This window comes from Novosphingobium rhizosphaerae, assembly GCF_050920675.1.
Classification (GTDB): Bacteria; Pseudomonadota; Alphaproteobacteria; order Sphingomonadales; family Sphingomonadaceae; genus Novosphingobium; species Novosphingobium rhizosphaerae.
Genome location: NZ_CP137861.1, coordinates 2854353 through 2880198, shown reverse-complemented (window position 1 = coordinate 2880198; position 25846 = coordinate 2854353). Strand labels below are relative to the sequence as shown.

At 66.4% G+C, this 25846-nt stretch carries 21 protein-coding genes; 15 read left to right on the top strand and 6 right to left on the bottom strand.

What is annotated here, in order from left to right:
- Window positions 1–143: 143 nt before the first annotated feature.
- From R9J51_RS13115 to R9J51_RS13080, 8 genes are all read left to right on the top strand, one after another.
- The gene (locus R9J51_RS13115) at window positions 144–2213 is read left to right on the top strand and encodes a TonB-dependent siderophore receptor (RefSeq protein ID WP_179504695.1); all 2070 of its coding nucleotides are present in this window, start codon (window positions 144–146) and stop codon (window positions 2211–2213) included.
- A gap of 5 nt (window positions 2214–2218) precedes the next feature.
- A complete protein-coding gene (locus R9J51_RS13110; RefSeq protein WP_179504694.1) occupies window positions 2219–3469 on the top strand; it encodes a PepSY-associated TM helix domain-containing protein in 1251 nt (416 codons plus the stop codon).
- A 93-nt stretch (window positions 3470–3562) separates the two neighbouring features.
- The gene (gene crtY / locus R9J51_RS13105) at window positions 3563–4759 is read left to right on the top strand and encodes a lycopene beta-cyclase CrtY (protein ID WP_179504693.1); all 1197 of its coding nucleotides are present in this window, start codon (window positions 3563–3565) and stop codon (window positions 4757–4759) included.
- On the top strand, window positions 4760–6238 hold the full coding sequence (locus R9J51_RS13100) for a phytoene desaturase (RefSeq protein ID WP_168554861.1): 1479 nt from the start codon (window positions 4760–4762) through the stop codon (window positions 6236–6238).
- On the top strand, window positions 6235–6816 hold the full coding sequence (locus R9J51_RS13095; RefSeq protein ID WP_168554860.1) for a TIGR00730 family Rossman fold protein: 582 nt from the start codon (window positions 6235–6237) through the stop codon (window positions 6814–6816). The genes R9J51_RS13100 and R9J51_RS13095 overlap by 4 nt, the downstream gene beginning before the upstream one ends.
- A 5-nt stretch (window positions 6817–6821) precedes the next feature.
- Complete coding sequence (locus R9J51_RS13090; RefSeq protein WP_218843470.1) at window positions 6822–7802, top strand: phytoene/squalene synthase family protein; 981 nt, start codon at window positions 6822–6824, stop codon at window positions 7800–7802.
- Window positions 7803–7872: 70 nt separating this feature from the next.
- On the top strand, window positions 7873–8667 hold the full coding sequence (locus R9J51_RS13085; RefSeq protein WP_349237450.1) for a cytochrome b/b6 domain-containing protein: 795 nt from the start codon (window positions 7873–7875) through the stop codon (window positions 8665–8667).
- Entirely contained in the window at window positions 8664–9410 is a 747-nt protein-coding gene (locus R9J51_RS13080; protein WP_179504692.1) for a molybdopterin-binding protein, read from the top strand. The genes R9J51_RS13085 and R9J51_RS13080 overlap by 4 nt, the downstream gene beginning before the upstream one ends.
- A 7-nt stretch (window positions 9411–9417) precedes the next feature.
- Here R9J51_RS13080 and R9J51_RS13075 read toward each other — a convergent pair whose 3' ends face one another.
- From R9J51_RS13075 to pgi, 3 genes are all read right to left on the bottom strand, one after another.
- Window positions 9418–10443 carry an NAD-dependent epimerase/dehydratase family protein gene (locus R9J51_RS13075; RefSeq protein ID WP_179504691.1) on the bottom strand — a complete coding sequence of 342 codons (1026 nt, stop codon included), beginning with the start codon at window positions 10441–10443 and terminating at the stop codon, window positions 9418–9420.
- 91 nt (window positions 10444–10534) lie between these two features.
- On the bottom strand, window positions 10535–11893 hold the full coding sequence (gorA, locus tag R9J51_RS13070; RefSeq protein ID WP_179504690.1) for a glutathione-disulfide reductase: 1359 nt from the start codon (window positions 11891–11893) through the stop codon (window positions 10535–10537).
- A 106-nt stretch (window positions 11894–11999) separates the two neighbouring features.
- A complete protein-coding gene (gene pgi, locus R9J51_RS13065) occupies window positions 12000–13526 on the bottom strand; it encodes a glucose-6-phosphate isomerase (RefSeq protein ID WP_179504689.1) in 1527 nt (508 codons plus the stop codon).
- Window positions 13527–13698: 172 nt separating this feature from the next.
- On the opposite strand from pgi, the gene lepB reads away from it, so the two are divergent.
- The 6 genes from lepB to R9J51_RS13035 all read left to right on the top strand — a co-directional run bounded on the left by lepB (window position 13699) and on the right by R9J51_RS13035 (window position 20291).
- Complete coding sequence (gene lepB / locus R9J51_RS13060) at window positions 13699–14562, top strand: signal peptidase I (protein WP_432787994.1); 864 nt, start codon at window positions 13699–13701, stop codon at window positions 14560–14562.
- Entirely contained in the window at window positions 14517–15236 is a 720-nt protein-coding gene (gene rnc / locus R9J51_RS13055; RefSeq protein ID WP_432787457.1) for a ribonuclease III, read from the top strand. The genes lepB and rnc overlap by 46 nt, the downstream gene beginning before the upstream one ends.
- Before the next feature lie 76 nt (window positions 15237–15312).
- The gene (gene era / locus R9J51_RS13050) at window positions 15313–16236 is read left to right on the top strand and encodes a GTPase Era (protein ID WP_169474397.1); all 924 of its coding nucleotides are present in this window, start codon (window positions 15313–15315) and stop codon (window positions 16234–16236) included.
- 56 nt (window positions 16237–16292) lie between these two features.
- On the top strand, window positions 16293–17096 hold the full coding sequence (locus R9J51_RS13045; RefSeq protein ID WP_179562276.1) for a hypothetical protein: 804 nt from the start codon (window positions 16293–16295) through the stop codon (window positions 17094–17096).
- A 14-nt stretch (window positions 17097–17110) separates the two neighbouring features.
- Window positions 17111–18577 carry a hypothetical protein gene (locus tag R9J51_RS13040; RefSeq protein ID WP_179504687.1) on the top strand — a complete coding sequence of 489 codons (1467 nt, stop codon included), beginning with the start codon at window positions 17111–17113 and terminating at the stop codon, window positions 18575–18577.
- Between the two features lie 355 nt (window positions 18578–18932).
- Window positions 18933–20291 carry a glycosyltransferase family 39 protein gene (locus R9J51_RS13035; RefSeq protein WP_432787455.1) on the top strand — a complete coding sequence of 453 codons (1359 nt, stop codon included), beginning with the start codon at window positions 18933–18935 and terminating at the stop codon, window positions 20289–20291.
- Window positions 20292–20337: 46 nt separating this feature from the next.
- Here the strand turns inward: R9J51_RS13035 and topA are convergent, their stop codons facing one another.
- From topA to plsY, 3 genes are all read right to left on the bottom strand, one after another.
- Window positions 20338–22935 (bottom strand): type I DNA topoisomerase, encoded by a 2598-nt coding sequence (gene topA, locus R9J51_RS13030; protein ID WP_179504685.1) that lies wholly within the window; start codon window positions 22933–22935, stop codon window positions 20338–20340.
- 107 nt (window positions 22936–23042) lie between these two features.
- Window positions 23043–24182 carry a DNA-processing protein DprA gene (gene dprA, locus R9J51_RS13025; RefSeq protein ID WP_179504684.1) on the bottom strand — a complete coding sequence of 380 codons (1140 nt, stop codon included), beginning with the start codon at window positions 24180–24182 and terminating at the stop codon, window positions 23043–23045.
- Entirely contained in the window at window positions 24182–24793 is a 612-nt protein-coding gene (plsY, locus tag R9J51_RS13020; RefSeq protein ID WP_432787454.1) for a glycerol-3-phosphate 1-O-acyltransferase PlsY, read from the bottom strand. Before plsY ends, dprA begins: the two co-directional genes overlap by 1 nt.
- Before the next feature lie 84 nt (window positions 24794–24877).
- On the opposite strand from plsY, the gene murI reads away from it, so the two are divergent.
- On the top strand, window positions 24878–25702 hold the full coding sequence (gene murI / locus R9J51_RS13015; RefSeq protein ID WP_179504683.1) for a glutamate racemase: 825 nt from the start codon (window positions 24878–24880) through the stop codon (window positions 25700–25702).
- Window positions 25703–25846: the final 144 nt, after the last annotated feature.

Here is a 25846-nt window from a genome sequence, read left to right as displayed (position 1 = left end):
ACATTTATTGAAAATGATTATCACTCGCCTTGACACGTGATAACCATTCGCATTAGCGGGCCTTCACGGATCGTTGTTCAGGAAGGATAAACATGATGGCCCCCTCGCAATTTCGGCGCGCAGCGCTTGCTTGCGGCGTGTCGATGGTAGTGCTCGCTACCAGCCCGGCCCGCGCAGAAGGCGCCGAAAGCGCTGCCGAAGCGGACGCGGCCAAGGACCGCACCATCGTGGTCAACGGCGAGACCGGCCAGACCGTGGCCACCGGTGCCACGGGCCTGGCACTCACCATCATGGATACGCCGCAATCGGTCAGCGTCGTCGACCGCAAGTTCCTCGATGACTTCGCCCTCGACGAAACCAACCAGCTTTTGCGCTATGTCACCGGCGTCAACGTCGATCAGGTCGAAACCGAGCGCACCTATTACAACGCGCGCGGGTTCGACATCGTCGACGCCATGATCGACGGCATCAGCCTGCCCAATATCTGGGGCCCGACGATCGGCGCCCAGGATTCGGTGATGTGGGACAATGTGGAAGTGGTGCGCGGCGCCAACGCGCTGCTGACCGGGGCGGGCAACCCTTCGGGCACGATCAACTACCACCGCCGCCATCCCACCGGCGAGCGTCACATGTCGGCCGAACTGTCGTATGGCTCGTGGAACAAGAAGCGCGCCGAATTCGATCTCGACCTGCCGCTGACGGCCGATGGCAAGTGGGCCGTGCGGGTGACCGGCGCGGCGCAGGACGGCGATTCCTACCTGCGCAGCTACCACCATCGCCGCACCGCGATTTCGGGCGTGCTTGATGGGGAAATCACGCCCAACCTGCACCTTTCGGCCGGCTACATGCGCCAGGATGGCAAGTCCACCGGCGTGATGTGGGGCGCCCTGCCGCTGCAAGACAGCAACGGCAACCAGCTGGAATTCGACAGCAGCGCCTCCACGACGATGGACTGGACCTATTGGACCACCCACGACCAGACCGCCTATGGTCAGTTGACCTGGGACTTTGCGCCCGGCTGGAGCGCGCGCGCGCATGTCACGCGCAAATACCATTCCGAAGACTCCCGCCTGTTCTATGTCTATGGCACCCCCACGCAGGATAGCCAGACCGGTGCATGGGGCGGGCTCTACGGCTATCCCGGCAATTATGCGCCGGTTGCCAAGGGCTGGATCTATGACGGCAGCGTGCAGGGCCATTATCGCCTGTTCGGCCGCGACCAGCAGCTGACCCTGGGCGTGCAGCGCACCGTGGGCACCTATGAATATTATGGCCGCCCGGCCGATGCCAGCGATCCGTCCTGGGGCGAAATCCCCGGCCTGCCCGGCAGTTGGACCGGCAGCGAAGTGGCCCTGCCCGCGTTTGGCGCGCTGGTACAGCAGGAACACACCGAGGATCGCCAATGGCGCCTGCGCGGGGCCACGGATGTGGCGCTCACCGGCCAACTCAGCGTGCTGCTTGGTGCCAACTACCTGGTGGAAAAGACGCGGGGCATCAGCTTCGGCGTCAGCACCGACAAGAATGAAAAGGCGCTGAGCCCCTTCGTCGGCGTGACCTACAAGGCCCTGCCCGGCGTCAATCTCTATGCCAGCTATTCCAGCATCTTCGCCCCCCAGGCCAATCTCGACCTGGATCGCAAGCCCTTGGGCGCGGCCAAGGGCAAGAGCTATGAAGCCGGGATCAAGGCGCAGACGCCCGGCGGCGGCCTGTTCGGCTCGGTCGCCTGGTTCCGCGCGGAACAAAGCAACTTGGCCGACGCCGGCAGCTATGACACCGCCACAGGCCAGACTCTCTACAACGGCATCCGCGCGGTGAGCCGCGGGGTGGAAGCCGAAGTGGGCGGCAAGATCACCTCCACCCTCACCATCCAGGCCGGCGCCACCACGCTCAAGATGGACGATGGCGCCGGCACGCAAGTGCGCACCTATGTGCCGCGCAACACCGCCAACCTGGCGCTGCGCTGGAACCCGGTGGAGCCGCTGCAGCTCGGTGCGGCGGTCAAGTGGCAGGACACGATCTATTCGGGCACGGTGCGCCAGGGCGATTATGCCACGCTGCAGTTGCAGGCGGGGTATAAATTGAACGAGAACGTTCAGTTCAATCTGAACGTGGCCAACGTGACCAACCACAAGTACCTGACCAGCCTCTATTGGACCCAGGCCTATTACGCCGCGCCGCGCAACGTGACCGGCTCTGTGCGCGTGACGTTCTGATCGCCATGGCGCTGCCCGGCCGTCCGTTCTGGGTCATCGTCCATCGCTGGGCGGGGCTGACACTGGCCCTGTTCCTGGCGGTGGCGGGGCTGACCGGCTCCCTGCTGCCGTGGTTTTCGGAAATCGACGCGGCGATGGCCCCTGCCATGCAGAACGCCGCGCCGCCCCAGCCGGGCCTGGCAGCGATGGATCCGCTGGTGGTGCGCTCTGCCATGCTCGCCCGGCATCCTTCCGCGCGCGTCGATTTCCTCTATCTCACGCGCGAACCGGGCCGGGCCGACCGGCTCTATGCCACCTGGATCGACCCGCAGACCGGCCTGGAACGCGCCGACCGCCCCGACTGGGACGATGTGTTCATCAATCCCTGGACGGGCGAGGAACAAGGCCATCGCCGCAACGGCGCGATCGAACAGGGCCTCGTGAACCTCATGCCGTTTCTCTATCGCCTGCACTATTCGCTGGCGCTGGGACCCTGGGGCCTGTTCGCGATGGGCTTGGCAGCGTTGGTGTGGACGGTCGATTGCTTCGTGGGCTTCTACCTGACGCTGCCGCCCGGCGCGCTGAAAGCGGCAGGGTTCTGGCGGCGCTGGCGGCCGAGCTGGAAAGTGCGCCGCCCCACCACGGGCTACAAGCTGACGTTCGACCTGCATCGCGCGGGTGGCCTGTGGCTCTGGCCGATCCTGCTGGTCTTTGCGCTGTCGAGCGTGTCGTTCAACCTGCCGCAGGTCTATCGCCCGGTCATGGACCTGCTGGGCGCGCAAGACGCCGAGGCGCTGGTCGAAAAGGCCGTGTTGCCCACCCCGCGCTGGACCCCGGCGTTGGATTTTTCGGCGGCCGCGCGGCGCGGCGCGGATCTGGCGCAGCAGGAATCCGCCCGGCGCGGCCTGGCCCTGCCCGGCGATGGACGCGCCTGGTTGTGGTACGTGCCGACCTCTGGCCTCTATGTCTATGGTGTCAAATCGAGTGCCGACGTAACGCGCGACGGCGGCGGCACCCGCATCGTGTTCGATGGCCAAACCGGCGCCCTGCGGGCGGTATCGCTGCCCACCGGTGCCAACGGCGCCGATACCTTCACCACCTGGATCGTGGCACTGCACATGGCGCAGGTGGGCGGGCTGGCCTGGCGCATTGCGGTGACCGTGATCGGCTTTGGCACCACGATATTGTCGGTCACCGGCGTGCTGATCTGGTTGCGCAAGCGATCGGCGCGCGCCGGGCGCAAGTTCAAGACCGCGCGGCGCCCGCTTCAGGCATGAATGCATCGGCTTAGGCCAGAAAAACGGCCCGCTCCACAGCAAGGCCCTTTGGGGCGGTTGCATGGGCGGCCCGCCTGGCTTAACGCCATGGTGATGAGCATACGCCATGCCGACATCGCGATCCTGGGCGGGGGCCTTGCCGGGGGATTGATCGCGCTTGCCCTGCGCAAGGCCCGTCCCGATTGCCAACTCGTCCTGGTTGAACAGGACCATGTCCTGGGCGGCAACCACGTGTGGTCGTTCTTTGGATCGGATGTGGGCAAGGCCGGGCGAGACCTGCTGGCCGCCATGGTCGATGGCGCATGGTCGGGTTACAGCGTGCGCTTTCCCAAGTATCGGCGCGATCTTGCCACCAGCTATTATTCGATGACGTCGGCCCGTTTTGACGCGGCCATCCGCGCCGCGCTGCCGGCCGATGCCATCCTGACCGGCGCGCGCGTGCTGGCCGCGGGCACTGGCGCGGTCACCCTTGCCGACGGTACGCGGATCGAATGTGGCGCGGTGATCGATGCGCGCGGCATCCGCCTGCAGGGCCAGCTTTCGGGCGGGTGGCAGAAATTCCTGGGCCAGCGGGTCAAGCTGGCAGAGCCGCATGGCCTGGCCAAACCGATCGTGATGGATGCCACGGTCGAGCAGGTCGATGGCTATCGCTTCGTCTATTGCCTGCCGTTCGGGCCGGACGAAATCTTCATCGAAGACACCTATTATTCCGATAGTCCGACGATCGACCAGCCCGCGCTGGCCGGACGGATCGGCGCCTATGCCCGCAGCCAGGGCTGGACGGTCGCCAGCGTGCTGCACGAAGAGCAAGGGGTCTTGCCGGTAGTGGCCGCAGGCGATTGGGACGCGTTCTGGCGTTCATCGGGCGGGCAGATCGCCCGCGCCGGCACCCGCGCGGGCCTGTTCCATCCCGTCACCAGCTATTCCGTGCCCGAAGCGGTGCGCTTTGCCCTGGCCCTGGCCCAGCAGCCGGACCTGAGCCACGCGGCGCTCGCGGCGTTCAGCGAAACCTGGTCACGGTGCCATTGGCAACGCAGCGGGTTTGGCCGCCTGCTGTCGGCCATGCTGTTCCAGGCGGCAGAGCCACTGTCGCGTTATCGCATGATGGAACATTTCTATCGTCTCGACACGGCGTTGATCGAACGGTTCTATGCCGGGCGCAGCACCGTGCTGGATCGTGCCCGTATTTTCCTGGGCCGTCCCCCGGTTCCGGTCTCCCGCGCTCTGGCGGTGCTGACCGGTTCGGGGCCGCGCCCACGGCCTCTTACTCTGGCAGGGATGCGCAAGTAGATGAAACGAGCATGCGTGATCGGCGCCGGTTTCGGCGGCCTGGCCCTGGCCATCCGCCTGCAGGCGGGCGGCATCCAGACCACCCTGATCGAAGCGCGCGACAAGCCGGGCGGCCGTGCCTATCACTGGCAGCGCGATGGCTTCACGTTCGATGCCGGGCCCACGGTGATCACCGATCCGGCCTGCCTGCAGGAACTGTGGGGCCTGACGGCGCACAAGCTGTCCGACGATGTCGAACTCATGCCGGTCATGCCGTTCTATCGGCTCAACTGGGCCGACGGCACCAACTTCGACTATTCCAACGACGAAACCTCGCTGCGCGCCGAGATTGCCAAGATTTCCCCGCGCGACGTGGCCGGGTACGAGGAATTCCTGCACTATTCCGCCGGCGTGTTCGAGGAAGGCTATGTCAAGCTGGGCGCGGTGCCGTTCCTTGACTTTGCCAGCATGCTCAAGGCCGCCCCTGCCCTGGCCAAATACCAGGCCTGGCGTTCGGTCTATTCGATGGTGTCGAAATTCATCGAAAGCGAAAAACTGCGCGAAGCGTTCAGCTTCCACACCCTGCTGGTGGGTGGCAACCCGATGAGCACCAGCGCGATCTATGCCCTGATCCACAAGCTGGAAAAGGATGGCGGCGTGTGGTGGGCCAAGGGTGGCACCAACCGCCTGATCGCCGGCATGGTCACGCAATTCCAGCGGATCGGCGGCGAAGTGCGCATGGGCGACCCGGTGGTGCGCGTCGAAACCCTGGGCAACCGGGTCACCGGCGTACACACCGCCAGCGGCTGGCACGGCAATTTCGATGCCGTCGCCTCCAACGGCGATATCATGCACACCTATCGCGATCTGCTGGGCGATAGCGCCACCGGCAAGAAGCGGGCCCGCGCGCTCAAGCGCAAGAAATTTTCGCCCAGCCTGTTCGTGGTGCACTTCGGCATCGAAGGCACCTGGCCGGGCATCCCGCACCACATGATCCTGTTCGGCCCGCGGTATAAGGGACTGCTCGAGGATATCTATCAGCACGGCGTGCTGCCGCAGGATTTCTCGATCTACCTGCACCATCCCACCGTCACCGATCCAGGCATGGCGCCCGAGGGGATGAGCACGTTCTATGCCCTGGTGCCCGTGGCCAACATGGGCAAGCTGCCGGTGGATTGGGCCGAAGTGGGGCCGCTTCTGGAAAAGCGCATCCTCGATGAAGTGGGCCGGCGCCTTATCCCCGACATCCACAGCCGCATCGTGACCAAGTTCCACTATGCGCCGACCGATTTCGCGGCCGACCTTTCGGCCTACCAGGGCGCGGCGTTCAGCCTGGAACCGCTGTTGACGCAAAGCGCCTGGTTCCGTGCGCACAACCGCGACGACGACATTGCCAATTTCTACCTGGTGGGCGCTGGCACCCATCCCGGCGCCGGCATCCCCGGCGTGGTGGGCAGCGCCAAGGCCACAGCCAAGCTGATGCTGGAGGATCTGCGATGAAACGCATTGCGGTTTACTGCGGCTCGGCCAGTCCCACCGATCCGCGCTATGTGGCACTCGCAGCAGATGTCGGCCGGCAACTGGCCGAACGCGGCATCGGCGTCGTCTATGGCGGTGGCCGCTTGGGCCTGATGGGTGCGGTGGCCGACGGCGCCCTGGCCGCCGGTGGCGAAGTGATCGGCGTGATCCCGCAGGCCCTGGTCGGCGCGGAAGTGGCGCACCATGGCCTGACCCGGCTTGACGTGGTGCCGGGCATGCACGCGCGCAAGCAGGCTTTCGTGGATCTGGCCGATGGGTTTCTCACGCTGCCGGGCGGCGTTGGCACGATGGACGAGCTGTGGGAAGCGATCAGCTGGGCACAGCTGGGCTATCACACCAAGCCGGTGGGCGTGCTCAATGCCTTTGGCTTTTACGATCACCTGCTCGCATTCAACCGCCACATGATCGAAGTGGGCTTCATCCGTCCGGCCCATGCCGGGATCATGGTGGCCGAACACGATCTTGACCTGCTGCTGGCGCGGATGACCGCGCACGAGCCGCACCGCCCGATCATCGCGATGCAGGCTTCGGACCTGTAAACCCCATGGTTTCTGCCATCCCCGATCGCGCCGCGCTGGTCGCCGCCGCGCGCGACACGATCCGGCGCGGCTCCAAGAGTTTCGCGGCTGCCTCCAGCCTGTTCGATCGCGTCACGCGCGAGCGGGTGTGGCTGCTCTATGCCTGGTGCCGCGCCTGCGACGATATTGTCGATGCGCAGGACATGGGCGGCGCGCTGGGGGACCAATCCGGCGCGGCCGAGCGGCTTGCCCTTGTGCGCCGGCTGACCGCGCAGGCCATGGCGGGGCAAGCCACGGGTAACCCTGCGTTCGACGCGCTGGGCCTGGTGGCGCGCGAAACGGGTTTGACCATGGCCATGGCCGAGGCGGTGATCGGCGGTTTCGCGCTCGACGCAGCCGATTGGCAGCCACGCACCGAGGCAGACCTCATGCGCTATTGCTGGCACGTGGCAGGCGCGGTGGGGGTGATGATGGCCGTGGTCATGGGCGTTTCACCCGATGACGAAGACACGCTGGACCGCGCGGCAGACCTGGGGCTGGCGTTCCAGCTGGCCAATATTGCGCGCGATCTGGCCGAAGACGATGCCGCCGGGCGTTGCTATCTGCCGGCCGAATGGCTGGCCGAAGCAGACCTGCCGCCGGGCGAACAATTGAAGCCGCACCACCGCGAGACGCTCGCCGGCCTGGCCCGCCGGCTGTGTGACATGGCACAGGCGCACGAATGTTCGGCGCGCGTTGGTGCCGGGCGGCTGCGCCCGCGCCAGCGCTGGGCGATCCTGGCGGCGGCCGGGATCTATGGCGACATTGCCCGCAAGGTGGCCGCGCGCGGGGACAAGGCGTGGCACAGCCGCACCGTGGTTTCGGCCAAGGCCAAGCTCGCCTGGATCGGTCGCGCCGGCTGGCGGGCGCTGCGCCCCGTGCCCGCCAGCTGCCACCGCGGTGCCCAGGCGCGCCGGCACACGCGCAAAAGCCTGATCGCGCTGGCAGAGGCCAAGCCCTGGGGCTGAACCCACGCCTCGCTGGGCGTTCGTCGAACACGGGATGACGCCAGGCCCGCTTCATGGCATGACCCGGTCCGTGAACCGCTCACCTCTCATCCTGCGCATTCGCTGGCCCGTGCGCCTGTGGCATTGGATCAATGCCTTGACCATTTTCATCATGCTGATGAGCGGAATGATGATCTTCAACGCGCATCCGCGGCTCTATTGGGGCAAGGACGGGGCGAATTTCGATCCCGCATGGTTGGAAATCGGCAATCATGGGACGCACGGTTTCGTGGCCCTGGGCGGGCACGAGATTCCCAGCACCGGCCTGGTCGGCTATGCCCAGAGTACCGCACTGGCCTTTCCGCCGCTGGTCACGCTGCCGGGGCATTACAACCTCTCGCTGGCGCGCGGGTGGCATTTCCTGGGCGCGTGGGTGTTGGTGGCGAGCCTGGCTGGGTTCCTGGTCTATGCACTGGTTTCCGGGCACTTGCGCCGCGATCTGGGATTGTCGCGCGAAGAACGGCGCCCGCGTGCGCTGTGGCATGACGTGACCGAACATCTGCGTGGCCGCCTGCCACGTGGCGAAGCGGCCCGGCGCTACAACCCGCTGCAGAAGATCGCCTATCTCTCCGTCATTTTCGTACTGCTGCCGATGATGGTGGCGACGGGCCTGGCGATGTCGCCCACCATGAATGCCGCGCTGCCCTGGCTGCTCGATGTGCTGGGCGGGCGGCAATCGGCGCGCTCGCTGCATTTCCTGTGCGCGGCCGGCCTGGCGCTGTTCATCCTGGTACACCTCGTCATGGTGGTGCTCGCCGGGCCGATCAACGAGTTGCGCGCGATGATCACCGGCTGGTATCGCCTGCCGCCGGAGCGCACGCCATGAGCGGCTTTTCCCGCCGTGCGCTGCTGGCCGGATCGGGCGGCCTTTTGCTGTCGGGCTGCGACCGCATCGTTGCCTCGCCCACGGCAAAAAGCGTGCTTTCGCTGGGTGAAAAGGCCAGCCGCAGCGCGCAGCGACTGGTGGCCGGCAATGCCCTGGCCCCAGAATTTTCCGCCGCAGACATTTCCCCGGTGTTCCGCGTCAACGGCAACACCCGCCCGACGGCTGCGGCGTATCTCGCGCAGCTGGAGCGTGGCTTTGCCGATTGGCGCCTGCGTGTTGACGGCCTGGTGGCGCGGCCCATGGACCTGACGATGGCGCAACTGCGGGCCTTGCCCCAGCGCACCCAGATCACCCGGCACGATTGCGTGGAAGGGTGGAGCGCGATCGGCCAGTGGACCGGGGTGCCACTGGGCCTGCTGCTCCACGGCGCCGGCGCCCTGCCCCAGGCACGCTACGCCGTGTTCCACTGTGCCGACGATTTTTCCGGCACGCCCTATTACGAATCGATCGACCTGGCCGAAGCGCTGCATCCGCAGACGATCCTGGCCCACAGCATGAACGGCCAGCCGCTGTCAGTGGGCCACGGCGCGCCGCTGCGCCTGCGCGTGGAACGGCAGCTTGGCTACAAGCAGGCGAAATACGTCATGCGGGTGGAGCTCGTCGCCACGCTCGCCGGGCTTTACGGCGGTAAGGGTGGCTATTGGGAAGACCACTCCGGCTACCAATGGTGGGCGGGGATCTGACGCAGAGTCAGGCCGCCACCACGCGCGTTTCGATCAGGCTGCTTGCGCAATCGGCGATGGTCTGTTCCACCGGCCGCGTGGCCCAGCCCAGGCGGGTGCGGGCATGGCCGGCGTCGGTATCGCGCACATTGCCCAGTTCGGTGGTGACCTGGCGGATCATCGGGCTGACCAGGCCCATGGCGTGGACCATCCAGTCGGGCACCCGGTGCATCGGCACGCGGCGTGCCCCGCGGCCCAGTTCCTGGCGCAGGATGCGCGCCACGTCGATCATCTTGAGGAACGGGCCGGAGGCGATGAAGCGCTCGCCGTCGATGCCGGGCTCGGTCAGTGCGCGCAGGTGCAAGGCGGCCACATCGCGCACGTCCACCACGCCAAAGCCCAGGTCCGGGCAGCCCGGCACGGTGCCGGCCAGCAATTGCCGCACCAGTTCGATCGAGGCGGAATAGTCGCGGCTCCACACCGGGCCGAGCACGACCGAGGGATTGACCGAGACGAATTCCATGCCCTGGCCATACTGCGCGATCCATTCGCGCGCGGCGCGTTCGGCCACGGTCTTGGACTTGGCATAGGCATGGACGCCCGGGCCATCCAGGTCGGTCCAGTCGGCCTCGGTATAGCGGCGGATGCCCTTGCCATGGCCATAGGCGATCGCCGCCACCGACGAGGTTTGCACAAAGCGCTTCACCCCGGCCGCGTGGGCAAAGCGCAAGGCGCGCAGCACCCCTTCACGCGCCGGCACCACCAGTTCGTCTTCGTGGCGCGGGGCATTGACGTGCAACGGTGACGCGACGTGGCAGACGTGGCTGCATCCGTGCAGTGCCGCGCGCCAGCCCGCGTCGGCCATCAGGTCTGCCTGGAAGAACCGCAGCGAGGCATAGCTGCCGCCCAGCTGGGCGCGCAACTGCGCCTCGCGGCCCAGATCGCGGACCGTGGTGTTGACGGTCCAGCCATCGTCCAGCAGCGCGCGGATGATGTATCCGGCAATGTAGCCAGACCCGCCCGTGACGAGCACGGTCCCGCCGACATCTTCCATGGTTCCTGCCCCCAACCCATCTTCGCGCACAGCCTACCGCACCTGCGCCACAGTTCAACGGCCAAGTTGGGTTAACGCAGCAGTTACCGGTTTATCGCATCAGCACAAGCTCTTCGGCCATCGATGGGTGCAGCGCCACGGTGGCGTCGAAATCGGCCTTGGTCAGCCCGGCCTTCACCGCGATGGCGGCGGCCTGCAGCACTTCGGGCGCATCGGGGCCGATGAGGTGCACGCCCAGCACCTTGTCGGTCTGGGCATCGACGACCAGCTTGTAGAGCCCGCGTTCGGGGCGATGGCCGAAAATGTTCTTCATCGGGCGGAAATCCGAGGTGAAGATCTTGACGTTGCTGCCCAGCTTTTCGCGGGCCTGCGCTTCGTTAAGGCCCACGCTGGCAAGCGGGGGCTGCGAGAACACGGCGCTGGGGATGCAATCATAGGATACGCGCGTGTCCTTGCCGCCGAACACGCGATCGGCAAAGGCATGCCCTTCGCGGATGGCGATCGGCGTCAGTTGCACGCGATTGGTGACGTCGCCCACCGCAAAGATGCTGGGGCACGACGTTTGCGCGCCGTCGTCCACCACGATCTCACCGTGCGTGCCAAGCGCGATCCCGGCGTTTTCCAGCCCCAGGCCATCGGTCTTGGGGCGGCGGCCGGTGGCCACCAGCACGGCATCGGCGTGAAGCGGATCGGGCTGGCCCTTCATGAAGACCAGCAGGCTGCCATCCTCCTGCTTTTCCACGCGTTCGAACCCGCAGTTGAACTTGTATTCGATGCCGCGCGCCATGGTGATCTGCAGCAGGCGATCCCGCAGCGCGGCGTCGTAGCCGCGCAGGATTGTCTCGCTGCGGTTCACCACCGTGACGTGACTGCCCAGGGCATTGAAGATGCCGGCAAATTCCAGCGCGATATAGCCAGCGCCGGCAATCACCACGCGGCGCGGCAGGCTTTCGAGATGAAACACCTCGTTCGAGGTGATGCAGTGCTCCACGCCCTCGATCTCGGGCATCACCGGCCAGGCGCCCACGGCCACCAGGATGTATTTCGCGGTGATCTCGCGCCCGCTGGCCAGCTTGACGCTGTTGGGCCCGGTGATCGTGGCGCGTTCCAGGAAATGCTCGACCTTGTTGGAATTGAGCGTGTTGGTGTAGGCCGCGTTCAGCCGATCCACGTCCTTCGCCACGGCATCGCGCAGCGTGGGCCAATCGAACGTCATCTTTTCCACGGTCCAGCCGTAATTGGCCGCGTCCTGCAATTCCTCGGCAAAGTGCGAGCCGTAGACCAGCAGCTTCTTGGGCACGCAGCCGCGGATCACGCAAGTGCCGCCCACGCGATATTCCTCGGCCACGGCAACGCGCGCGCCATAGCCGGCGGCGATGCGGCTGGCGCGCACCCCGCCCGATCCGGCCCCGATCACGAACAGGTCATAGTCGTAAGCGGGATCGGTCATGGCAGGGCCTCGTCTTGCTGAATCGAAAACTGGCGCCGGATATGGCAACGATGCCCCTCCGGCGCCAGTCCCTGCATGGCGATTAATTGATTAGGTCAGCTAACTTTCAATCCACGCCGATCCCGGCTTCGGCAAGCAGCGCTTCGGTGCTGGCGTCAAACCCTTCGCCGCCGCCGGCATCGATCTTCTTGGCGATCGCCTTGCCCAGTTCGACGCCGAACTGGTCGAACGGATTGATGCCCAGCAGCATCGCCGAAACGAACACGCGGTGTTCGTGGAAAGCGATCAGCGCGCCGAGCGTGGCGGGGTTGAGTTCATCGCACAGGATCGTGGCCGAAGGGCGGTTGCCCGGATAGGCGCGCGCGCCATCCTCGCTCGCCTGGCCCGCCATGAGCGCGGCGCCTTGCGCAAAGCAGTTGGACAAGAGGATCTTGTGGTGCACCGGATCAAGATCGTGGCCCGGCACTTTGACGGCAAGGAAATCCACCGGGATCAGGTGGGTGCCCTGATGCAGCAACTGGAACACGGCGTGCTGGGCATCGGTGCCGACGCCACCCCAGGTGACCGGGGCGCTGGGCCGCGTCAGCGGCGATCCGTCGGCCAGCACGCGCTTGCCGTTGGATTCCATCTCGAGCTGCTGGAGATAATCGGGCAGCAGGGCCAGGCGCTCGTCATAGGCGAAAACCGCGCGGGTCTGGCAACCGCGCGCCTGGGTATAGAACAGATCGGCAAAAGCGGCGCGCACCACCACGTTCTCGCCGATCGGGGCGTCGCGGAAATGCTCGTCGATGGCCTTGGCGCCCGCCAGGAACTGGGCAAACGCCTCGTTGCCCAGCGCCAGCGCGACCGGGAATCCGATGGAGGACCACAGCGAATAGCGCCCGCCCACGGTTTCGGAAAACGGCAGGATGCGGGTTTCGTCCACGCCCCATTCCACCGCCTTTTCCGGCGCGGCGGTCAGCGCGATCACGCGGCCATAGGGATCGGCGACGCCGCCTTCGCGCAGCCATTCCAGCGCGCTGTGGGCATTGGTCATGGTTTCGGTGGTGGTGAAGGTCTTGGACGCGACGGCAATCAGGGTGGTCGCCGGATCGCAGCGCGACATCGCCTGCTCCAGCGCGCAACCATCGATGTTGGACACCACGTGCACGGCCACCTTGGCCTCTTCGCGCGCCAGCGCATCGATCGCCAGGGCCGGGCCCAGCGCCGAACCGCCGATGCCGATGTGGATCAGGCTTTTCACGTCACCCAGCACGCCTTCGTGGATGGCGTCGACCAGCAGCGCCATGCGGGCATGCAGGGCCTGGGCTTCTTCCACGCTGGCTTCGGCGCCCACGCCGCGCTGGGCGGTGTGTTCGGCCGCGCGGCCTTCGGTGTTGTTGATCTTGGCGCCCGCAAGCAGTTCCGCCCGCTTGCCGACGAAATCGGTTGCCTGGGCCAGATCGGCCAGAATGGCTTCGACTGGCGCGGAAAGATGGGTCTTGGCCCAGTCAAAGCGAATCGGGCCACCGGGCAGATCGAGCGTGGTGGCATAGCGATCCAAGCGCGCGGCATCGTCAAACAGCGCGGCAAGAGTGGGCACCTCCAGCGTCTCCAGCGCGTGCCACAGCGTGGCCTGGTCCTGTGCTGCCATTGTCCTGGTGTCCTTTAACGGTTGCGGGGTCGCGCCCCTCATGCCCGCTTGCACACAATCTTCCAAGCGGGCGCGTGGCTCGACGAACGGATCGTGCAAACGTATTTGCCTGGGACTATGGCAGGTGCATTCCTTCTTGACGGATGCCCTTGCCCTCCACATGACCCAGCCGATGAACGACACGCCCGAACCCGCCAGCCCGACGGTGGAACAGCCCACGGCCCCGCAGCCCATTCCGGCCGCGCCGGCGAAGAAGCAGAAGAAGGAAGACAGCTTCCCGGTGTTCCTGGTGAAGCTGGTGCTGATCGTGGCGATCTTCCGCAGCTTCTTCTTCTCGCCTTTCAACATCCCGTCGGAATCGATGCTGCCCCGGCTGGAAAACGGCGATTACCTGCTGGCGGCCAAGTGGCCCTATGGGTTTTCCAAGTATTCCCTGCCGTTCAGCGTGCCGCTCTTGCCCAAGCGCATTTTCGCCGGCCAGCCCAATCGTGGTGACGTGGTGATCTTCAAGGCCCCGCCGGGCAACGACGTGGACTATATCAAGCGCGTCATCGGCGTGCCGGGCGATACCGTGCAGATGATCGGCGGGGTGCTGCACCTGAACGGCAAGGCCGTGCCCAAGGTGAAGATCGCCGATTTCGTGATCCGGGTTTCGGCCAACACCGAATGCATCTCACCCGATTTCGCGGTGACCGAGGCCGATGGCACGCAGACCTGCCACTATCCGCAATTCCAGGAAACCCTGCCCGGCGGCAAGACCTACAACGTGCTCGACCTGGGCTATCGCCCGCAGGACGATACGCCGCCGGTCGTCGTGCCCGCAGGCAAGCTGTTCCTGATGGGCGACAACCGCGACAACTCGATGGATAGCCGCTTCCCCGCCATCGAAGGCGGCGGCATCGGCCTGGTCCCGCAGGACAACCTGGTGGGCCGCGCCACCATCGTGATGTGGTCCACCGACGGGTCGGCCAACTGGTTCCTGCCCTGGACGTGGTTTACCGCGCTGCGCTGGAACCGCATCGGGGGCCTGTTCTGAGCACGCCCCTGTCCCCCGAGACCGCCGCCTTCCTGGCGGAATTGACCCAGGCGCCGGTGCAACAGCCGGCGCTTTGGCATGAAGCGCTCACCCACGGTTCGCTGGGCGAAAGCCGCGATTACCAGCGCCTGGAATTCCTGGGCGACCGGGTGCTTGGCCTGGCGATCGCCGATTGGCTGCACGAAGCGAGCGACGCTGCCGAAGGCAAGCTCTCGCAACGCCTCAATGCCCTGGTCAGCCGTGAAACCTGCGCCGACGTGGCCCGCACGCTGGGCGTGCCGACACATATCCGCCTGGGCAAGCAGGCGCGCGACGATGGCGGCGCCGACAGCGACAATATCCTGGGCGACGTGATGGAAGCCCTGATCGGCGCGCTGTTCCTGGAACGCGGCTTTCCCGCCGCGCGCGATTTCGTGCGCCGCTGCTGGGACAAGCCGATGCGGACCGGTGCCGGGCAGCGCAAGCATCCCAAGGCCGCCTTGCAGGAATGGGCGGCGGGCAACCGCCGCAAGCCGCCGGTCTATACCCTGGTCAGCCGCGACGGGCCCGACCATGCCGCAATTTTCACGGTGAGCGTGGAAGTGAAAGGCGTGGGCGAAGCACAGGCCCGCGGCAGCAGCAAGCAGGAAGCCGAAACGGCAGCCGCCCGCGATTTTCTCAAGCAGTTCGCCTGAACAAAGCCACACGCCCAATTCCCATATCCTGCGCTCGGCCATTGCGGCCGGGCGCGATGAGGTTCATCCTGTTTCCATGATCGATATCGTTTCCAACCCCGCCGAATCCGAACAATCCTGCGGCCTGGTGGCCGTGATCGGCGCGCCCAATGCCGGCAAGTCCACGCTCGTCAATGCCTTAGTCGGCCAGAAGGTGGCGATCGTTTCGGCCAAGGCGCAGACCACCCGCGCCCGCCTGATGGGCATTGCCCTGGAAGGCCCGGCGCAGATCATCCTGGCCGACACGCCGGGCCTGTTCGAGCCCAAGCGCCGGCTCGACCGCGCGATGGTCAACGCCGCCTGGGAAGGCGCAAGCGAGGCCGATGCCATCCTGCTGGTGGTGGACGCGCGCAAGAAGAAGCGCGAATACCTCGAACCGATCCTGGCTTCGCTGGCCGGACGGCCCGAACGCAAGTTCCTGGTGCTCAACAAGGTGGACGCCACCCCCAAGGAACCGCTGTTGGTCATGGCCGAGGAACTGAGCGGCGCCGGACAGTTCGACGAAGTGTTCTTCGTATCGGCGCTGACCGGCGATGGCGTAGCCGAACTGAAGACGCGGCTGGCCGGTCTGATGCCGCAGGGCCCCTGGCACTATCCCGAAGACCAGGTGTCCGACGCCTCGGAACGCCTGCTCGCCGCCGAAATCACGCGCGAGCAACTCTATCGCCAGTTGCACGACGAACTGCCCTATGACAGCGCGGTGCGCCCTGAAAGCTATCAGCACCGCCGCGATGGCTCGGTGGAAATTCACCAGCAGATCGTCATCGCGCGCGACAGCCAGCGCGGGATCGTGCTCGGCAAGGGTGGCGCCAAGCTCAAGGCCATCGGCGAAGCCGCGAGAAAAGAGTTGTCCGATCTTTTGGGTGCGAAGGTTCATCTCTTCCTCCACGTTAAGGTCGAAGAGAACTGGGCCGACAGCCGCGAAATCTACGAGGAAATCGGTCTCGACTGGGTGAAGTAATGGCGCTTGACCCGCCACCTGGGCTGGCGCAGCCTGAAGGGATGTTGACGGGATCCATGACCGTGTTTGACCGGACACCGCTGGGCGCTTTGGGCCTGGCTCTGCTGGTGGCCATGGTCCTGGCCTATTTGGGCGGGGCGCGTTTGCATGCCTGGCTGGAACGGACCGAAGCGGCCGCGCCAGGCACCGCCGCACCGGATCAGGGCATCCGGCGCAGCGACCAGGGGGCTGTTCTTTCAGGGGTTTTCGGGCTGCTCGCGCTGTTGATGGCGTTTGCCTTCAGCCTGGCGATCGGCCGTTACGAACATCGCCGCCAGTTGGCGCTCGACGAAGCCAACGCCTTTGGCACCATGGCCTCGCGCCTTGGCCTGCTGGACGAGGCGCAGCGCGCCCCGCTGGCGCGGCTGCTGGGCACATATGCGCGTGCCCGCGCCGAGGCCGGGCGCGTCCCCGACGATGCCGAATGGGAAGCCGCCGTGGGGCGGGCGGCAACGCTGGGCACCATGTTCGGCGATCACCTGATCGGCACCTTGCGGACCATGCCGCCCGACACGCGCGGGCCGGTGCTGGTTTCGGCCTGGAACAGCCTGGGGGACATCGCCACTGCCCGCCATGCCGAGCGCAGCGCGCGTCTTCCGGCCGAAGTCTTGATGCTGTTGGCGCTCTATTGCTGTGCCGGGGCAGGCATCCTGGGCTATGGCCCGGACGCATCCAGCCGCCGCCATGCGGCAGCCGCCCTTGCGCTTTTCGTGCTGCTTTGCGCAGCCTATGTCACCGTGCTCGATCTCGATCGCCCACGCGCTGGGGCCATCGTGGTCCCGCAGGGCGAACTTGATACCGTGGCAGCGGCCCTCCCCTGACGGAAACGTTGCACATGCGGGCCTTTGCGGTGTTTTTCCTGGTTGCGTTGGTGTTGCGTGCCCCATGGCTGGGCGATCCGCTGTTTCACGCCGACGAACAGTTCTACCTGCTGATGGGCGATCAACTGTGGCACGGTGTCCTGCCTTATGTGGACCTGTGGGATCGCAAGCCGCTGGGCCTGTTCCTGATCTATGCCGCAGCGCGGGCGCTGCCGGGCAACGGCGTGCTGGCCTACCAGATCATGGCCATCGCAGCGGCCGCCGCCACGGCCGTGGTGATCGCACGCTGCGCGCGGCATCTGGCGGGGCCCCGTGGCGCGATGCTGTCGGGCATGGCCTATCTGATCTACCTCATGGCGTTCAATTGCGGCATGGGCCAGGCGCCGGTGTTCTACAACCTGCCGATGATGCTGGCGGGGCTGATGGTGATCGATGCGATGGCCAGCGCGTGCGCGCCCGCACCCCAACCGGGGCAGGCTCCGGCCGATCCGGCGCTGTGGCGGCGCGGCTGCCTGGCCATGGCGTTGGTGGGCATTGCCCTGCAGATCAAGACCAGCGTGGTGATCGAGGGCATGGGCTTTGGCCTGATGCTGCTGTGGACTGCCTGGCGGGCCGGGTGGCGCTGGCCACGCATCGCCGCGGCCGGGCTTGCCTGGATCGGCCTGGCCCTGCTGCCCACGGTGATCATCTTTGCCGCCTATGCCGCCGACGGACAGGGACAGACGTTCTTTACGGCCAATTTCCTGTCGGTGCTCAATCGTGGCCAGGACTGGGCCGAAGCGTCCTTCCGCCTGTTCAAGGTGGCCATGGCACTCATTCCCTTTTACCTTGCCCTCGCACTGGGCTCGCGGATCGATCCGCAATGTTCGGGCAGTGCCGCGGCTCGGCGAGGCCTGTGCCTGTGGCTGGGGCTGTCCGTTGCCGGCTTCCTCGCGCCGGGCACCTGGTATGATCACTATGTCGCGCCGGTGCTTTTGCCGCTGGCCATCCTGGCCGCGCCGGTGCTTGACGGCACGTGCCGGCCCACCGGCTTTTTGCGGCGGGCCCTGTTCGTGGTGGGCTTGTGTGCGGGCCTGGGTGCAACGGCGGTGCAGGCGCACAAGTTTGGCACGACCAACGATCTGGATCGCGCGGCATCGATCATCCGGCCGCATATCGACGCGGGCCATTGCCTCTATGTCTACGAAGGCGACAGCGCGCTTTATAGCGCCACGGGATCGTGCCTGCCCACGCGCTTTGCCTTCCCCGCGCACTTGTCCACCCGGTTCGAGGAGGACGCGCTGGGCATCGACACGCGCACAGAAGTGCAGCGCATCATGGCGGCCCGCCCTGGTGCGGTGGTGATCGACGAATCGCCCCGTCCCTATGCTCCGAACTTGCGCACACGCGCCGTGGTGCTCGATGCACTGGCCCGCAACTATCGCCGAGTTACCACGCTGAAGCTCGGCACGCGCTCTTTCGGCCTTTTCGCCGCGCGCTGATACGCCATGGCGCCGCCCCGGCGGGGCAGCGGCTGCCACACGGCTGCGATATTTGCATTAAACGCGCCGCATGACGTTATAATGCGATAATAACGCCCACAGCCCTTGCCCTGCCAAATCCGACAATTTAGACTAATAATTATCTCTGAAAAAGTCGGAAATGAAAATGATCAAATTCGCAGGCAGACAACTACACCTGCCGCAGCAAAGATCTTTCGCCATAGAGCCATCGTTAGCCGGTGCGAATATTCATCATTTCAGACTTTTTCTTGAGTATTTCAGCATTGCGCTGATATTTCGCCTACTTCTCCTTGGCAATCCGCTGGTTCACGTTGACGAAGAGTTCTATCTCCTCGTGGCCGATCGATGGGCGCATGGGGCCGTGCCGTTCATCGACATCTGGGACCGCAAGCCGCTGGGCCTGTTTGCGCTCTATCGCCTGTTCCACGCGCTGCCAGGCGATCCGGTGATCGCCTATCAATTGGCGGGCATTGCCAGCACCGCAGCCGCGGCGCTGGTGGTCAGGCGGCTGGCGCTGGAACTGGCACCGCCACGCGGGGCTTGGCTCGCCGGGATGGTCTATGTCTGCGCGATGCCGGCATTCAACTGCGCCCTGGGCCAGTCGCCGGTGTTCTACAACCCGCTGGTGGCGCTGGCGGCCCTGCTGGTGCTGCGCAGCTGGCAGCAGGAAGACACGGCCGCGCTGCTCCGTCTGGGCGGCGTGGCGATGACGCTGATCGGCCTGGCCCTGCAGATCAAGTATGCGGCGGTGTTCGAAGGCATGGCGCTGGGGGTGTTGCTGCTGGCCCGCGGTTGGCACGCGCGCTGGCCCCTGCCCCGGCTGGCCGGCGCGGCGCTGCTGTGGTGCGGCCTTGCGCTCGCGCCGACGCTGGCGGCTTTCGCTGCCTATGCCCTGCAGGGGCAGGCCCACGCCTTCGTGTTCGCCAATTTCACCTCCGTGCTCGAACGCCTGCCCGATGGCGCCCCCAGTTGGCGCCGGCTGCTCAAGCTTTCGGCGGGGCTATCGCCCTTTGCGCTGGCCATCGCGTTCGATCCCTTGCGCCGTGCGGCGCGGGGCGATCTTATCCGGTCGCGCGCGCGCCGCGTGCTGGGCTGCTGGGCCGGGGCAGCGGTGCTCGGCTTCCTCGCGTTCGGCACCTGGTACGATCACTATGCCGGGCCCCTGCTCGCACCGCTGGCCGTCTTGGCGGCCCCGACGCTGGCGGCAGCGGTGCGCGGCGGCAAGCCGTGGCAGGCACGCTGGAGCGGGCGGTTCCTGCTGCTGGCCAGCGCGATCGGCGGCTTGGTGGTGATGGCTGGCGCGGTGGAGAACCATGGCACGGCAGACCAATACCATCGCGCCATCGCCTTGCTGCGCGCCAATGTGCACGGCGGCTGCTATTTCCAGTTCGACGGCGCGCCGGCGCTGTATCGCGGGGTGGATGCCTGCATCCCCACGCGCTTTGCCTTTCCCAACCATCTCAACACCTGGACCGAAGCTCCGGCGGTTGGTGCCGATCCGGCCACCGAAGTCGCGCGGATCATGGCCGCGCGCCCGGATGTGGTGCAGGTTTCCGAAGCCAGCGAGGAAGACCTTTACCTGCCCAATAGACAAACGCGCACGATCGTGAACCAGGCCCTGGCCCGCGACTATGTGCGCTTTGCCGAAATGACATTGGGGAACGAGCGCTACGGCCTCTACCGCCCGCGCTGATCGGTTGGCAGGCCGGCTGAAACCAGCAGGCCTGCCAACCGCATGATCATTCCGCTGCGGCCTTCTTCTTGGCCGGCGCTTTCTTGGCAGCAGGCGCCTTCTTGGCCGCCGGTTCCTTCTTCGCGGCGGCGGCCTTCTTGGGCGCTGCCTTTTTCGCCGGCGCCTTCTTGCCCTTGGCCGGCCCCTTCGCCGCGCGCTCGTCGATCAGGGCGATCGCTTCGGCGGGCGTCAGGCTTTCGGGCTGCTTGTCGCGCGGCAGCGTGGCGTTGGTCGTGCCATCGGTGACATAGGGGCCATAGCGCCCGGCCATCAGCTTGATTTCCCCACCTGAAGTCGGGTGCGGGCCAAAGGTCTTGAGCGGTTCGGCCGCCGCGCGCGAACCCCGCGCGCCGGCGCCGCTGGCCGCCTCGGCCAGGCGCACCACCGCCGCGTTCATGCCGGTGTCGAACACCTCTGCCGTCGACTTGAGGCGGGCATACTTGCCATCGTGCGCCAGATAGGGGCCATAGCGCCCGATCGAGGCGGTGATCGGCTTGCCGCTTTCCGGGTGCACGCCCACTTCGCGCGGCAGGTTGAGCAGCTTGAGCGCCCATTCCAGGTCGAGTTCGGGAATGTCCTTGGGGATCGAGGCGCGCTTGGCCTCCTTGCCCTCGCCAAGCTGGATATAGGGGCCAAAGCGCCCGGTGCGCCGCGTCACTTCCAGCCCGGTTTCGGGGTCCTTGCCCAGCGCGGCATCCTCGCCCTCGCCGCCATCGCCCTCGCCGCCCGGCTGGGCGAACTTGCGGGTGAACTTGCACTCGGGATAGTTGGAGCACGCCACGAACGCGCCATAGCGGCCACCGCGCAGCGCCAGGCGGCCGTTGCCGCACTTGGGGCACTCGCGCGGATCGTGCCCGTCGGCACGCGGCGGGAAGAGATAATCTTCCAGGAAGACGTCGAGCTCAGCGGTCACCTCGCTGGGCTTCTTCTCCATCACCTCGTCAGACTTGGGTTTGAAATCGCGCCAGAATTCGGCCAGCACCTGCTTCCACGCGGCGCGGCCGCCGGAAACGTCGTCCAGCTCGTCTTCCATGCCCGCGGTGAATTCATAGGCGACATAGCGCTCGAAGAAGCGTTCGAGGAACGCGGTGAGCATGCGCCCGCTTTCCTCGGCAAAGAAGCGGTTCTTCTCGATCCGCACATAGGCGCGGTCTTTCAGCACCTGAAGCGTGGCGGCATAAGTGGAAGGCCGGCCGATGCCGAGTTCTTCCAGGCGCTTGACTAGGCTCGCTTCGGAATAGCGCGGCGGCGGCTGGGTGAAGTGCTGGGTGGCATCGACGCCGTGCTTCTTCGGGCAATCGCCCTTGTTCATGATCGGCAGCAGGTTGCTGTCGTCATCCTCGGCATCGGGCTTCTGGTCGCGCCCTTCCTCGTAGACCGCGAGGAAGCCGGGGAACTTCACCACTTGGCCGGTGGCGCGCAGCTCGTGCTTGCCGGTGCCTTCGCGCAGGGTCACGGTGGTGCGCTCGATGGCAGCGGATGCCATCTGGCTGGCCAGCGCGCGCTTCCAGATCAGGTCGTAGAGCCGCGCCTCATCGCCGCTGCCATAGTGGTCGCGGGTGAAATCGGTCGGGCGGATGGCCTCGTGCGCTTCCTGGGCGTTCTTGGCCTTGGTTTCATAAATGCGCGGCTTTTCGGGCAGGAAATGGCCGTTGTAGCGATCGGAAATCGCCCGGCGCGCGGCGTCGATGGCGCTCGGGTCCATCTGGACGCCATCGGTACGCATATAAGTGATGGCACCCGCTTCATAGAGCGTCTGCGCCACGCGCATGGTGTGGCTGGCCGAAAAGCCCAGCTTGCGCGCGGCTTCCTGCTGCAGGGTAGAAGTTGTGAACGGGGGCGAGGGATTGCGCCGGGTGGGCCGCACATCCACCTCTTCCACCCGGAAATTGCCCGCTTCCACCACGGCCTTGGCGGCCATGGCGCTGCCTTCGTCGCCCAGCGACAGACGGTCGAGCTTGTTGCCATCGAACTTGACCAACCGCGCCACAAAGGGCGTGCCGTCATGCTCCATGCGCGCGGCAACAGACCAGTATTCCTGCGCCTTGAACGTCTCGATCTCGCGCTCGCGCTGCACGATCAGACGCAGCGCCACCGATTGCACGCGCCCGGCAGACTTGGCCCCTGGCAGCTTGCGCCACAGCACGGGCGAAAGCGTGAAGCCAAACAAATAGTCCAGTGCGCGGCGCGCCAGATAGGCGTCGATCAGGTCCTGGTCCAGCTCGCGCGGGGCCTTCATCGCCGTGGTCACCGCCAGCTTGGTGATGGCGTTGAACGTCACGCGAGACACATTCTTGGGCAGCGCGCGGCGCTTGGCCAGCAGTTCGCGCACGTGCCAGGAAATCGCCTCGCCCTCGCGATCAGGGTCGGTTGCCAGGATCAGGCCATCAGCCTCCTTGGCGGCGTCGGTGATCGCCTTCACCCGCGATTGCTTGTCGCCGTAGAGCTCCCAATCCATGGCAAAGTCTTCATCCGGGCGCACGGACCCGTCCTTGACCGGCAAGTCGCGGATGTGGCCGTAAGAGGCCAGGACCTTGAAGCCGGGGCCAAGGTACTTCTCGATGGTCTTGGCCTTGGCCGGGGATTCTACAATGACAAGCTGCATGGCGACTGGCAAAACGTCCTTACGCGTATACGTGCGTACGAGGGTGGGAGCGGTTGGACGGCGGCGTCAAGCCCCCGATCTTCCGGCCTCCGATTTTCAGGAAGGGTTCAGGCAAGCGATACGCGCCCTCCGGCATGGCGGACCAGGCGCCCGGCCAGTTCCAGTTCGATCAGCGCCAGTTGCACCGATCCGGCCGGTGCGCCGCTCAGGCGCACCAGTTCGTCCACCGGCACTGGCGCCGTGCCCAGCAGGGCAATGATATCGGCCGGGTCGTCGTTCGTCGCAGCGCCACTATCAAAAGCCGCCGGCGCGGGCGGCTCGTGGAACGTGGAGCGCGGGGTACCGGTGAAGCTCTCCACCAGTTCGATCACGTCGGCCGGGCTCTGCACCAGGATCGCGCCTTCGCGGATCAACTGGTTGCACCCCTGGCTGCGCGTATCGAGCGGCGAGCCGGGAATGGCCATGATCTCGCGTCCCGCCTCTGCCGCCAGCCGCGCAGTGATCAGCGAACCGGATTTGGGCGCGGCTTCGACCACCACGGTGCCCGCGCAAAGCCCGGCGATGATGCGGTTGCGGCGGGGAAAGTGGCGCGCCTGCGGCTCGGTGCCCGGCGGCATTTCCGCCAGCAGTATGCCTTGCGCCACGATCTGCGCCTGAAGATCGGCGTTTTCGGGCGGATAAACGCTGTCGAGACCGCCCGCGATCACCCCGATGGTGCCACCACCGCCCGCCGCCGCCCCCGGCAGCAGCGCGCCCTTGTGCGCGGCCGCATCCACCCCTCGCGCCAGGCCCGAAACCACGGCAAAGCCGGCCGCCGCCAGCGCCGCGCCGAATTCGCGCGCCAGGCGCATCGCCCCGGCCGAGGCATTGCGCGCGCCCACCAAGGCGACCGCGGGCCGGGCCAGCAAAGCTGCATCGCCCTGCATCGTCAGGATCGGCGGCGGCGTGTCGGTCTGCGCCAGCAGTGCGGGATATTGCGGCGAATCGTGAAAGAGATAGCGGCCGCCCAGCGCCCGCACCTTGGCCGCTTCAGCCGCGATGCGCGGCGCTTCTGCCGGGCGATAGGGCGCACCGCCGCGCGCCGCCAAGCCCGGCAATGCCTCGATTGCGGCGGCCGCCGTGCCAAAGCGGCGCAGCAACTGGTAATAGGAAACCGGGCCCACGTTGGGCGAGCGCAGCAGGCGCAGCCGGGCCAGCGCCTCGTCGGACGAAAGCGACGGCACCGCCGTTTCGCCCCCACCGGCCATCAGGCGGCGCCCTCCCCCTCGGCCTTCTTGCCACCAACACGCGGTTCGGTGCCAGCGAGCAGGCGGCCGATATTGGCGCGATGCAGGAACACGACCAGCGCCGCGATCACCGCCAGCACCACGGCATACTCGGCATGGCCCGTGGCCAGCGCCGCCAGTGGCGCCGCCACGGCGGCCGACATGCCGCCAACCGACGAAATCCGCGTCGCCGCCAGCATCCCCAGCCAAACCACCGCATAAGCCAGGCCGATCGGCCAGGCGAGGCCCAGCGCCACGCCCATCGTGGTGGCCACGCCCTTGCCGCCCTTGAAGCGCAGCCACACCGGGAAGCAGTGCCCCAGCACCGCCGCCAGCGCCACCAGCCCTTCGCTGCCCGGCGCAAGGGCGCGGGCCAGCCACACCGCCACGCTGCCCTTGAGCAGGTCGAGCAGCAACGTGCCCGCTGCCAGCCCCTTGCGCCCGGTGCGCAACACGTTGGTGGCGCCGATATTGCCCGAACCAATGGCGCGCAGATCCCCCGCCCCGGTCAAGCGGGTAAGGATCAGGCCGAACGGGATCGAACCGAGCAGATAGCCCAGAATGCAGGCGGGAAGGATGAGATCATGGGTCACGCCTGCGCTCTTAGCGAGGCTTGCGCACAATCGAAAGGTGGCACGCTCTCCCTTTTTACCACCACTCTCGTTATAAGCCCGGCGATGACCGCACCTGCCCCCGATGCTCCCTCCGTTCCGGCCGATGCGCCGATCCTGCTGTTCGATTCCGGCGTGGGCGGGCTTTCGGTGCTGGCCAAGGTGCGGCGCGTGCTGCCGCAAGCGCCGGTGATCTATGTCGCCGACAATGCAGGCTTGCCTTATGGCACCAAGACCGAGGCGCAGATCGCGGCGCGGGTTTCGGGCCTGCTGGGCCGATTGACCGAGCGGCTGCGCCCACGCCTGGTCTGCATTGCCTGCAACACCGCCTCCACCATCGCGCTCGCCTCGGTGCGCGAAGTGCTCGAAGTTCCGATCGTGGGCACGGTGCCGGCGATCAAGCCCGCCGCCGCAATGACGCAGACCGGGGTGATCGGCCTGCTCGGTACGCAAGCCACGATCCGCCAGGGCTATGTCGATCGCCTCGAGGCGGAATTTGCCGCCGACAAGCGCCTGCTGCGCCATGGCGCGCCCGAACTCGTGGCTGCGGCCGAAGCGCAGCTGCGCGGCCACGCAGCCGATCCGGCCGTGTTTGCGCGGGCGGCCCAGGCGCTGCGCGACCAGCCGGGCGGCGAAGCGATCGACACCGTCGTGCTGGCTTGCACGCATTTTCCCCTGGTGGAGGCGGAACTGGCCACCGCCTTTGGGCCGGGCGTGCGCTTCATCGATGGTTCGGACGGCATCGCCCGGCGCATCGCCTTCCTCACCCAAGGGCAGGATTTTGCGCGCAGCATGCCCGATCTGGCGCTGTTCACCCGGCTGGACGAGGCCGTGGCAGACCTGGCGCCGACTCTCGCCGCGCATGGCCTGGATCGCACCGGCAAGGCATGAACACGTGCTGCCTAGGTGGGTCAATTTGCCATATTGGCCCAAAGTGCAATCTGTTCGATCACACAAAGCGCAAAAGTCACTTGGCAAGGCTTTGTCGCGGGGAGTAGAAGCGGCCCGCATCCGCGACAAAAGCCTGTTGGGAGA